9 protein-coding genes are annotated in these 12,278 nt (G+C 48.6%); 7 read left to right on the top strand and 2 right to left on the bottom strand.

The window, feature by feature from the left end; translation table 11 throughout:
- Both QZT18_RS23465 and uvrA read left to right on the top strand, forming a co-directional pair.
- On the top strand, positions 1-65 hold a 65-nt coding region (locus QZT18_RS23465), incomplete at its 5' end, for a DUF6783 domain-containing protein (RefSeq protein ID WP_366925798.1).
- Between the two features lie 300 nt (positions 66-365).
- Positions 366-3,194, top strand: a complete 2,829-nt coding sequence (gene uvrA / locus QZT18_RS04745; protein ID WP_294145107.1) for an excinuclease ABC subunit UvrA — start codon at positions 366-368, stop codon at positions 3,192-3,194.
- A 408-nt stretch (positions 3,195-3,602) separates the two neighbouring features.
- Here uvrA and QZT18_RS04740 read toward each other — a convergent pair whose 3' ends face one another.
- Positions 3,603-5,048 (bottom strand): amidohydrolase, encoded by a 1,446-nt coding sequence (locus QZT18_RS04740; RefSeq protein WP_294145105.1) that lies wholly within the window; start codon positions 5,046-5,048, stop codon positions 3,603-3,605.
- Positions 5,049-5,105: 57 nt separating this feature from the next.
- The gene (locus tag QZT18_RS04735; protein ID WP_294145103.1) at positions 5,106-6,623 is read right to left on the bottom strand and encodes a sodium/glutamate symporter; all 1,518 of its coding nucleotides are present in this window, start codon (positions 6,621-6,623) and stop codon (positions 5,106-5,108) included.
- Positions 6,624-6,784: 161 nt separating this feature from the next.
- Between QZT18_RS04735 and QZT18_RS04730 the strand changes: the two genes are divergently transcribed.
- From QZT18_RS04730 to QZT18_RS04710, 5 genes are all read left to right on the top strand, one after another.
- Positions 6,785-7,714, top strand: a complete 930-nt coding sequence (locus QZT18_RS04730) for a LysR family transcriptional regulator (RefSeq protein WP_294145101.1) — start codon at positions 6,785-6,787, stop codon at positions 7,712-7,714.
- A gap of 61 nt (positions 7,715-7,775) precedes the next feature.
- Positions 7,776-8,492: a 4Fe-4S double cluster binding domain-containing protein gene (locus QZT18_RS04725; protein ID WP_294145099.1), complete on the top strand. Its 717-nt coding sequence runs from the start codon at positions 7,776-7,778 to the stop codon at positions 8,490-8,492.
- A 652-nt stretch (positions 8,493-9,144) separates the two neighbouring features.
- The gene (gene guaA / locus QZT18_RS04720; RefSeq protein WP_294145097.1) at positions 9,145-10,686 is read left to right on the top strand and encodes a glutamine-hydrolyzing GMP synthase; all 1,542 of its coding nucleotides are present in this window, start codon (positions 9,145-9,147) and stop codon (positions 10,684-10,686) included.
- Positions 10,687-10,834: 148 nt separating this feature from the next.
- Entirely contained in the window at positions 10,835-11,731 is an 897-nt protein-coding gene (locus QZT18_RS04715) for a hypothetical protein (RefSeq protein WP_294145095.1), read from the top strand.
- Positions 11,688-12,056, top strand: a complete 369-nt coding sequence (locus QZT18_RS04710; protein ID WP_294145093.1) for a hypothetical protein — start codon at positions 11,688-11,690, stop codon at positions 12,054-12,056. Before QZT18_RS04715 ends, QZT18_RS04710 begins: the two co-directional genes overlap by 44 nt.
- Positions 12,057-12,278 lie beyond the last annotated feature (222 nt).

The raw sequence follows: 12,278 nt of genomic DNA, 5'->3' as shown, positions 1-12,278 counted from the left end.
CTCCCACAAAGTGTGACGCACAGCTGACGGAAAGCAATTTTCAAACACGCTCTAGAAAGAAATAGGGAGTCCGGCTTGCCGGATTCCCTATTTCTTTCTGGGGGACACCCCTTTGCACCCACAATATTTCCCATAAAACCCAAAAAAATATGGGAATTTATGCCGAACAAATGTTTGCAAAACATATCGGAATATGCTATACTGGGATAGCTACAGATAGACAGAAACCATACAAAAAGCTGAATTGATACGGGGTTATTGTACGCCGCATGACGTTTTCTGCAGGGAGCGGACAGTAACATAGTTAAGACAGGATAAGAAGCAGCAGGAATTCAATGATGCTTGTATACACAGGAGTTTGAATAATGGCGAAGCAGTATATTAAAATACGTGGTGCCAATGAGCACAATCTGAAGAACATTTCACTTGATATTCCGAGAAATGAGCTGGTCGTCCTGACCGGTCTGTCGGGCTCGGGCAAATCGTCGCTGGCTTTTGACACGATCTATGCGGAAGGCCAGAGAAGATATATGGAATCCCTATCCTCCTATGCGAGGCAGTTCCTCGGGCAGATGGAGAAACCGGACGTGGAGAGCATAGAGGGGCTTTCCCCGGCTATTTCCATTGATCAGAAGTCCACGAACAGGAACCCGCGTTCCACGGTTGGAACGGTTACGGAGATTTATGATTACATGCGTCTTCTCTATGCGAGAATCGGTATCCCCCACTGTCCGAAGTGCGGCCGCGAGATTAAGAAGCAGACCGTGGATCAGATGGTGGATCAGATCCTGGCCCTTCCAGAGAAGACGAGAATACAGCTTCTTGCGCCCGTTGTAAGGGGACGCAAGGGCCGTCATGAGAAGGTGCTGGAACAGGCCAAGAAGAGCGGCTATGTCCGCGTCAGGATTGACGGTAACCTCTATGAGCTGACGGAATCGATTGCTCTGGAGAAGAACATTAAACATAATATTGAGATCGTGGTGGACCGTCTGGTGGTCAAGGAGGGAATTGAGAAGCGTCTTTCCGATTCCATCGATACGGTTATGGGGCTGACCGGCGGACTGATGATGGTGGATGTATTCGGACAGGAGCCGATCATGTTCAGCCAGAGTTTTTCCTGCCCGGACTGCGGAATCAGCGTGGACGAGGTGGAGCCGAGAAGCTTTTCCTTTAATAACCCCTTCGGAGCCTGTCCCGACTGCTACGGCCTGGGATATAAGATGGAGTTTGACGAGGATCTGATGATACCGGACAAGAGCCTCAGCATTAAACAGGGCGCCATTGTGGCGATGGGCTGGCAGTCTTGCTGCGACAAGGGCAGCTTTACCGGCGCGATTCTGGAGGCGCTGGCGGAGGAATACCATTTCAGCCTGGACACTCCGTTTGAGGAGTACCCGAAGGAAGTGCACGATATCCTTCTGAAGGGAACCGACGGAAAGATCGTAAAGGTGCGTTACAGGGGACAGAGGGGCGAAGGAATTTATGACATTGCCTTTGAGGGCCTGATTCAGAATATGAATAAGAAGTACAGGGAGACATTTTCCGATTCGATGAAGGCGGAGTATGAGACGTTTATGAGAATCACTCCCTGCCCGACCTGCCGCGGACAGCGTCTGAAACAGGAAGCTCTGGCCGTAACGGTGGGCGGCTGCAATATTTATGAGGCCACCAACATGTCCATCGTGAAGTACCGCGAGTTCCTGGACGAGCTTCAGCTTACCACGATGCAGGAGACAATCGGCGCTCCGATTCTCAAGGAAATTAAGGCCAGAGTGTCCTTTCTGATCAACGTCGGACTTGATTATCTGTCACTGGCCCGTGCCACGGGAACACTTTCGGGAGGTGAGGCCCAGCGTATCCGTCTGGCCACCCAGATTGGTTCGGGTCTGGTCGGCGTGGCCTATATTCTGGATGAGCCGAGCATCGGCCTTCATCAGAGGGATAATGACAAGCTCCTGCAGACGCTTCTCCATCTGCGCGATCTGGGCAACTCTGTGCTCGTCGTGGAACATGATGAAGATACGATGCGTGCGGCCGACTGTATAGTCGATATCGGACCGGGCGCCGGAGAGCATGGCGGTAACGTGGTTGCCGTCGGCACGGCGGATGAGATTATGGCATGTAAGGAGTCCATCACCGGAGCCTATTTGAGCGGCCGGGAGAAGATTCCGGTTCCCGGTGAGCGCAGGACGCCGACCGGCTGGCTGACCGTGAAGGGAGCCGCCGAGAATAACCTGAAGAATATCGACGTATCCTTCCCGTTAGGGGTAATGACCTGCGTGACGGGGGTTTCGGGTTCAGGAAAGAGCTCTCTGGTGAATGAGATTTTATATAAAGCTCTGGCCAAGAAGCTGAACCGTGCCCGTACGATTCCGGGAAAACATAAGAAGATAGAAGGCGTGGAGCAGCTCGATAAGATTATTGCGATCGACCAGTCCCCAATCGGACGGACTCCGCGTTCCAACCCTGCAACTTATACGGGGGCGTTTGACTTAATCAGAGATTTGTTTGCATCGACATCCGATTCCAAGGCCAAGGGATATAATAAGGGACGTTTCAGCTTTAATAAGAAGGGCGGACGCTGTGAGGCGTGTACCGGAGACGGAATTATCAAGATTGAGATGCATTTCCTGCCCGATGTTTACGTTCCGTGCGAGGTCTGCGGAGGCAAGAGATATAACAGGGAGACTCTGGATGTCAAGTATAAGGGAAAGAGCATTTATGATGTCCTCAATATGACGGTGGAGGAGGCGCTCAAATTCTTTGAGAATGTTCCGTCTATTTACCGTAAGATAGAGACTCTCTACGATGTGGGACTTTCCTACATTCGTTTGGGACAGCCGTCCACCGAGTTATCCGGCGGTGAGGCTCAGCGTATCAAGCTGGCTACGGAGCTGAGCAAGAGAGGTACCGGAAAGACGATTTACATTCTGGATGAGCCGACGACCGGCCTCCATTTTGCCGATGTCCACAAGTTGATCGAGATTCTGCGCAGACTGTCGGACGGCGGCAATACGGTTGTTGTCATTGAACATAACCTGGATGTGATTAAGACGGCCGACTACCTGATTGATATCGGTCCGGAAGGCGGAGACAAGGGCGGTACGGTGATTGCCCAGGGAACGCCGGAAGAAGTGGCGAAGAGCCCTGTTTCCTACACCGGAGAGTATGTAAAGAAATATCTGGAACTGTAATGAATGGGCCGTTTGTTACTGTTCACTCCGTGCCCAGTAACACGCTGCGCGATGCACAGAAACGGCAAAAAACGCCGTTGATTGTAATGAAAAGTCCGCATCGCGCACTTTTCGTTGCGTCGCGCCGCAACCCTCGGGTTTTCTGTGACTTTCGCTACGCTTCACTCACAAAAAACACCTCGCGGAATACTACCTGTGAACAATAACGGCCGTTTCTGTGCATTGCGTAGCGGTAACTAGGAAGGTACTGAATCGTTACAAGTTATGATATAATTTGTGAGAGAAGAAATTTGTGATAGAAGAAGAGGGAAGAATGCTGACAGAGTGATTTTGTCCGGGCATTCTTCCCTTTCTGACTGTTGTTTGAACTTTATTTTATTCTGAAGAGAGTTAATCGGGAAAGTGAACTTACTCAGTCTGGATTTTATGAACAGCGGTCGGCTTTACTTCTTTGGGGATTGGCTGATAACATTCGCCGTTTAACTGTTCTTCCCATTCTCTGCGTGCCTCTTTGGCAGTTTCTGGGTTGAGATACAGGTCGATTGCCCCTCCGGCCATGACTTTTCCGGCATAAATCAGACCCTTGTGCGCGATGGAGCTTTTACCCTGTGCGGTCCGCTGCCAGGAATGTGCGGGGGTACCGCAGCACATGGTGGCGGCCTGGATCTGTCCGGTTGGGCAGATAAAACTTACATCCCCGACATCCGTGGAGGATGGGAGAGTTATCGTGACGGGCAGATCTGGTACGGCAAAAGAGTGGATTGGTTCTCCGATATAGGGTTTAACAAATGCCCGGACGTTTGGACCAAGCTTTTCAGCAGCGTCTATTAGGCTGTCTTTTACGGGAAGAGTGGACTGGATTTTAACCGCATAAGCCAGCTCTTCCTCGGAAAATTGATTGGCCGGGACTTCCTGCAGGTTGGCGGCGAGGACGCTTGACAGGGTTTTGTTTGGTACGATGTTGGCGCATGCTTTAATAAACCGGCTCTCCACACTGGTTCCGGTCATTAGGGCGGCGCCCTTTGCTACATCGTCCACGCGCGCGGCAATCTCCTTTACCTGGCTGATTTTCGGGGCGCGTATCAGGTAGACGGCCTCGGCCTCGGACTGAACGACATTCGGCGAAAATCCCCCTGTATTTGTCACGGCATAGTGTACCCTTGCCTCCGGGATAATGTGTTCCCGAAGGAACTGGACACCCGTGTTAAAGAGGGTTACGGCATCCAGCGCGCTGCGGCCCAGATGCGGGGAGGCCGCGGCGTGGGAACTGGTCCCGTGGAAACGGTAGAGCACCTCCTGGTTTGCCAGGCAGCTGACGGCAGTTCCGGCATTGATGTCGCCCGGATGCCAGGACAGGGCGCAGTCCACTTCATCGAAGATTCCGTCACGCGCCATAAATGCCTTTCCGGCTCCTCCTTCTTCACCGGGGCAGCCGTAGTAAATTACGGTGCCGGGAGTGTTTGTCTCCGTGAGAAAGTGCTTTACCGCAATGGCGGCGGCCAGGGAACCGGCGCCGAGAAGGTTATGGCCGCAGCCGTGCCCGTTTCCCCCCGGTGTTATCTCCTCGTGGTGAAAAATATCGGCTTTCTGGCTCATTCCCGAGAGGGCGTCGTATTCCCCAAGAATTCCGATTACCGGAGCGCCGCTCCCAAAGCGGCCCGAGAAAGCAGTTTCCATGCCCGCCAGTCCGCGTTGTACTTCAAAACCTTCCTGCTCCAGCGCCTGACATAAAATACCGGCTGCAAAATGTTCTTCAAAGGATGTTTCCGGATGCTCCCAGATTGCATCGGAAATGTTGCAAATCCATTCTTTTTTTTGGTCGATTGCCGACCACGCGTTTTCTTTTACCGTCATATTGACCTCCTGATTCTATATTAATGTTGGTTATGTCTGCCCGTCATTCCCGGTTCCTCATACCGCCGCATTTGCATTTTTACATACCATCCCCGTCTGCTCTTCCGGTGCCTCCTGCATTTTTTCAGAGCGCTTATACAGACCGCGGAACAGGAACAGCAGTATGACGGAAACCATCAAAACGGCCGTTACGGTGAGGAAAATCTGCATGCGCGTCCCGTTCTTCAATGCATAGTAGATGATGAGCGTCAGCGGCAGGGAAATCAGGTTAAACAGGGACATTCCCAGGCTGACGTCGTTGAGCGCCGTTGTCTCGTACTCGGGATCACAGATTTTAAGCAGCATCATGCCATTAATGAGCACACCCGTTTCCAGGCCCCACATCATAATGGAATGCTCAAAGGGGTGGCGGGACGGAAACAGCCATTTGAAGATGACAAAGGTTGAGACAAAGGTGACGGCGAGCCCGGCAATCACCATTGCGAACAGAGGTCCGGCATAGTCGGAGAGCGTTTTAACAGGAATGCTGGCAATGGCGGCTGTAATGGCGAAATCGCTCATGGAACCGATGATGCGCGCCTTTACTTTTGTGTCAATCAGCCAGCCAAGACCCAGCTTCGATATGGCCCAGTCCACCGGATACATGCCGGCCATGCAGAAAAACCATACGGGAAGATTGTCACCCGGATCAACAATTCCCTGAACGATAAAGCCGATGCCGCAGGCCAGGAGCAGAACCGCCAGATGGATGGTGATGGTGTCGATGGAGGAACTCATCATCGTTTCGCGGCCGATGGATTCCTGGCGGCCGATATCGGACTCATATCCCCGGGCCATGGATTCCGGGATTTCAGACGGTTTTTTAAGAATCGCCGTATACCCTTTCCGTGAAGCTACATTGATTGTGATAATGCCGATGATCATTCCGGCGATCAGGCCGATAGTGGCTGTCGTGGTGGTAACGCCCTGGGCCGTTTCCCAGTAGTCAAATCCGTATCCCTGCAGCAGACTGCCTACCATTCCGGCGGAGCCATGGCCTCCGGCAAAACCGCGGGCCAGTTCATAGCCGAAGGTCTTATAGAGTCCGGAGTCCGGGCTGACGGCGGAGTAGATTACATTGGTGCCGAGGCCGACCACTTCCTGCAGGGAGGTTACAACCTTGATCACGGCGCCGGTGGCAAAAAAAGCGGCCAGAGCAATGAGACCTTTTTTTACCGGTTTTGCTTTTGGTTTATTTCCGGTTCGCTGTACGGCGGAGCCGGAAGCGGAGGATGGCTTTGTCTTCCCGCTTTTGGAAGAAAACATCCCCAGCGGAGTTGCCGCGAAAATGGGAATGACGAGAATGCTGGGAAGTGCGGTCCAGGCGTCCAGCCATTCTTCACTGACCGGAAGCAGGGAAAAGTTTCCCAGTATCCTGGGGCCGAGCAGCAATCCAATGAACCCCCCGATTACCGATGCCGGAAGAAATAATTTCCGGAACAGAGGGATTCTGGCCCTAAGCCAGGTGCCTGCCAGCAGAAGCGCCGACAGGAGGCAGATACTTTTGAGAAGTTCAAGCATACTTTGATAAGTCACTTTACTTCCTCCTTTCGTTTCCTGTTGATTTATGTTAAAATCACTATAACATTTGGGGAAAAGTTTGGGAAATACGACTATCTGATACCCCTATAGGGGAAATGAATTGCAGAACTGTCCGGAAAATACAGTCTGTATTTCACGGGTTTGGGAGGAAGTTTATGAATACGCAGCAGCTTAAAATTATTCTCACGGTGGCGGAGACTGCCTCCATTTCCAGAGCGGCCAGGGAACTGTACCTGTCACAGCCCACGGTGAGCAATTCAATTATGACCGTGGAAAACGAGGTTGGGTTTCAGATATTCGAACGGACAAACAGGGGGATTTCGGTGACGGACAGGGGCAGGCAGATGCTGCGCCATGCGTCGGTGGTGGCGGAGCAGATGGAGGCTATCGGAAGAATTTCGGAGGAAGAGATCGTCAGACGTTTCCGCCTTATTGCGCCAAGCAGCCTGAGAATCGAGAGAGCGTTTGCACGCTTCTGCAGAAAATACTGCCGGTCGGAGAAATTACAGTTTTCCATGTATGCCGAGGGAATCGGCGAGGCGGTTGATTCCCTGTACCAGGGAAAGGCCGACATGGCTATTGCCTTTTGTCCCATCGGCACCGTGGAGACGCTGTCGGGGCAGATGCGCCAAAAGGATGTGCTTTACACCTACCTTGGCAGACAGCCGTTTGTGATAACGGCGGCAAAGGATCACCCGATGAACCAGGAGGAACTGACACCGGAGACACTTTCAAAATATACATGCATCAGATACAGAAATTCCATCAGGGTCGAGAGTTTTATCCCGGAGACCATACGCGTTGCGATAGGAACCGACCGCGTAATCCGTGTGGAATCCAGGGAACTCAGGATGAAACTGGCCTCCCAGGGCGTAGGTTTTCTGGCAGGAACGCCCATTGATCCTGCGGAGCTTGAAGAGTACGGCCTGGTCAGCCGCCCGGCCTATGGACTGAGCGGTGAAATGGGGTACATGGTGCCGAAAGCCAGGCAGAGGGAGCCGCTGGTGAAGGAATTTCTCCAACTGCTCCTGGAGGAACTCCGGACGATTGAAGGATTCCAGGAAAATGCGGAGCTGAAGGTTTAAGACAATGGGAGGAGGAAATGGATGAACGGGGAGAACGGGAAGAACAGGGAGAACGGGATGAATGGGGGAGAACGGGATGAACAGGGAGAACGGTGAGATTGAACGGGAACTGGAAGAAATGCTGCGGCAAAATGGAGCCGCGCTTGTCGGATTTGCGGATATGACGGAGGCAACGTCCGGCGAATGGCCGTCCGGCGTATCCATTGCCGTGACGATACCGAAGGAGATTGTACGGTCGATAAGTGACGGACCGAATGAGAAGTATTTGAAAAAATATTATGAATTGAATGCGAAGCTGGATGAGCTGGCGGTTGCCTGTAAAGAGTATCTGCAGGAGAGAGGATATCAGGCGCTGGCTCAGACCGTGGAATCCGTGAAGGAATTTGGAAATTACCGCACCTGGCTGCCGCATAAGACGGTTGCCACCTGTGCCGGAATCGGATGGATTGGGAAAAATGCACTGCTGGTGACAAAAGAGTACGGTTCTGCGGTCAGGATTACGTCGGTCGTCACGGATGCCCCCCTCAAAATGGGAAAAGCAATCAGGGAGTCGCAGTGCGGAGGCTGCATGGTGTGCACAAATGCCTGTCCTGCGGGCGCTGTCAGCGGAAAACTGTGGAACAGCGGGCTGGACCGCGATGAATTTGTGGATATCGAGGCATGCAGGAGTAAAGGGCGCGGGATGGTGAAGGAAAGACTGGGAAAGGAACTGACCTTATGCGGCATCTGCATAGCCGCCTGTCCTTATACGAAGCGGTATCTTGGCAGGGATATATAAGCGGAAATGGAAGGGAAAGAGTTTGTAGCAGCATTTAAAGGCCTGCTGCCAAGGGAGCTGTTTTTTGACTGATTTTCCCCGGGCTGTAGTAAAGATACAAAATGCATGACGAAAAATGGCAGAAAACCGTGAAAAAACTTCTTGTCAAGGGAACGTCATTATTTTATAATAAGTAATACGCCGCAGGTGTAACAGTTCAGACAGCATGAACTGTTACGGCATTCGGCTAATGAAATCGCTACGCGATGAGCCGAATGCTTGCTGCCACTACCTTTTTGTACGGTCAGCGCAATAAATGCGCAGACCTATCTGAACTGTTACCTGCAGGTTACTGTTCACACCCCAGCTAAAAGCGGCTGTGCTGCGAACAATAACACGCTTCGCGATGCACAGAAACGGCAAAAAAACGCTGTTTCGCGCCGCAACCCTCGGGTTTTCTGTGACTTTCGCTATGCTCCACCCACAAAAAACACCTCGCGGAATACTGCCTGTGAACAGTAACCGCCGCAGGACGGACGCACAAAACAACGCGGCTGCGTCGCTGCGGTTCAATCAATTTATAAATTATAGTTCTTATGCCAATAATAGCACTGTAAAGTATTACACGTATCAGGGGAAAATCACCAACGGAAAATTATTAGGAGGAATACTCGTGGAAAAAGAGATGATTATCGTATTGGACTTTGGCGGACAGTATAACCAGTTGATCGCCAGAAGAGTCAGAGAATGCAACGTGTATTGTGAAGTACATTCATACAATATGCCGCTGGAAAAGATTAAGGAAATGAATCCGAAAGGAATTATTTTCACGGGCGGACCAAACAGCGTGTATGGGGAAGACTCTGCAAGATGTCCAAAAGAAATTTTTGAACTGGGTATTCCGATTTTAGGAATCTGTTATGGCGCACAGCTGACCGCGCATTTACTCGGAGGTAAGGTGGCAACCGCTCCTGTCAGTGAGTACGGCAAGACAGAGGTGGCTGTGGATACGGCCTCCAAACTGTTTGAAGGAGTCTCCGCGAAGACAATCTGCTGGATGAGCCATACGGATTATATAGAGAAAGCGCCGGAAGGTTTCAAAATAACATGTACGACTCCGGTCTGCCCGGTTGCAGCCATGGAGTGTGAAGAAAATAATTTGTATGCCGTTCAGTTCCATCCGGAAGTAATGCATACACAGGAAGGCACAAAGATGCTTTCTAACTTTGTATACAATGTCTGCAAGTGTTCGGGCGAATGGAAGATGGATGCATTTGTAGAGCGTACAATCGGCGAGATTCGCGAAAAGGTTGGAAACGGCCGTGCGCTTTGCGCCCTGTCGGGCGGCGTGGACTCATCGGTGGCCGCTGTTATGATGGCAAAGGCGATCGGCAAACAGTTGACCTGCGTATTTGTAGATCATGGCCTGCTCCGCAAAAACGAGGGAGATGAAGTTGAGGCCATATTCGGACCGGAAGGACAGTACGATTTGAACTTCGTACGCGTCAACGCCCAGGAGCGTTTCTATGAGAAACTGGCCGGAGTGTCGGATCCGGAGCAGAAACGTAAAATTATCGGAGAAGAATTTATCCGCGTGTTTGAGGAAGAGGCGAAGAAGATTGGAAAGGTTGATTTCCTGGTTCAGGGAACCATTTATCCCGATGTGATCGAGTCCGGCCTTGGAAAATCAGCCGTTATCAAGTCCCACCACAATGTAGGCGGACTTCCCGAGCATGTTGATTTTAAAGAGATCATTGAGCCGCTGCGCATGTTGTTCAAGGACGAGGTCAGAAAGGCGGGTCTGGAGCTTGACATTCCCGAGAGACTTGTATTCCGCCAGCCGTTCCCGGGCCCGGGACTTGGCGTCCGTATCATCGGTGATGTGACACCTGAGAAGGTAAAAATCGTCCAGGATGCCGATGCGATTTACCGCGAGGAGATCGATAAGGCAGGAATCGCAGGTGATTTAGGCCAGTATTTCGCCGCTATTACCAATATGAGATCCGTAGGCTGCATGGGTGATGAGAGGACTTATGATTACGCTATTGCCTTAAGAGCCGTGCTGACTTCCGACTTCATGACCGCTGAATCTGCTGAACTTCCGTGGGAAGTGCTCGGGAAGGTTACAAGCAGGATTGTGAACGAAGTAAAAGGGGTTAACAGAGTGTTGTATGATTGTACGGGGAAACCGCCGGCAACGATCGAGTTTGAGTAATACCAACTTAATACAGATTATTTTATATGGCAGGTAGTCTATATGGTTGCCTGTCGTATTTATAATGATATGTATTATTATGATTTTTGTTGCCAGTAAAAATGGAAGATGATATATATTGCTTTCAAGATATAGTTAAGGAAAAGGTATGGACAAAGATATAGAATTATTATTGACACAATGCAAAGATAAATGGGGGCAATCAGATGAAAAGATGAATTACTTTTCAAGTAATTTGCCAAGATATTTGGAAAATTTATCACAAGAGATGAAAGATATCATTTTACTATTAATAAATTATTTTGATTATTATTCTCATCAGTTAGTGAATACATATCTAAAAGATTTACATAATAGAACAATGGAACATGAAAATATTGATATAGGTAATTCTGTTTTTTGTGTACTAAAATCACAGAGGGGAACAATTAATAGTTCATATGAATATTTAATAGAGTATAGGCATCTTAATGGGATTGGGAAATATTCTATTGTTCCAGAATTAAACGATATAGCTACAAAGGAATATTGGGGGTATATAGATAATATTATTTTGATTGACGACTTCTGCGGATCAGGGAAGACATTTGTAGACTATATTGATAAAAATAAAAATATCCTTATTGGAAAACATATTGTTTATATCGTAATTCATATTATGGATGCAGCAGTGTCTAAGATTGAAGCTTATGCGAAAAAAAATGAAATATCTATAGAAATCGTATATGAACATAAACAAAGTGCGGCATTTTCTTCTTCAGACGAGCTAGGCATGAAGAGAGAGTGCTTTAAAGAAGAATCCCAAAAAATGGACTTATATAACGAAAATGACATATTTGGTTTTTCGAAATCGGAATCGTTAGTTTCATTTTATAATGATACACCTAATAATACGTTAGGGATATTTTGGAAAAATACAAGTAAAAATAATGCATTATTTCCAAGAAATAATGAACGAAAACCAGCATGGATGAGATTTAAATCAGATAAGAAGCAACGTAATGAAAGTAATTATGCAAGGGAAAAGAAAAAATATAATGGATGAATATGTAAAGTTATTAATATTGGCTTATTTTAAAGAATTTAATGGAAGATATAATTTAGAAAAATTAAAGGAAAAAATAGGTATTCCGTTTAATACGCTTGATAATTTTATTGGAGAGTTAGTTGAAAATAGTGAATTGTCTTACAAAAATAATATGCTCAGTATAACCCAAAAAGGAAGATTAAAACTTATTAATTCGGAGATGGAAGATTATTCTTATAGTATTAATTTGGAGAATGAATATTCAAATAGCAGATGGAGCATAAAAAAAGTTTATACTGTACATGAATTTTCTAAAAAAAAATGGAGGGGTTCCGAAATGTAATTGCTGTTCTCAAGTGCATCTGTTAGAAAGCGAAAGGACAGTGGCCTTTCATAGTTGCAAGGTTTCTTAATATGCAGATTAAGTAGCAAAGCATACTTAATCTGAATATGTTGGCATTACAACGATATTCAGCAAATGTTGTTGCATGCGAATGCAACAACATTTGCTGCTTTAGCACAAATACAGAAATAGTAGCAGGTGCATTTGAGAATGGTGATTATA

The organism is uncultured Clostridium sp. (assembly GCF_900547735.1).
Taxonomy (GTDB): domain Bacteria; phylum Bacillota; class Clostridia; order Lachnospirales; family Lachnospiraceae; genus Otoolea.
Note: the sequence above shows the minus strand (reverse complement) of the source record. Positions and strands in the feature narration are given on the sequence as shown.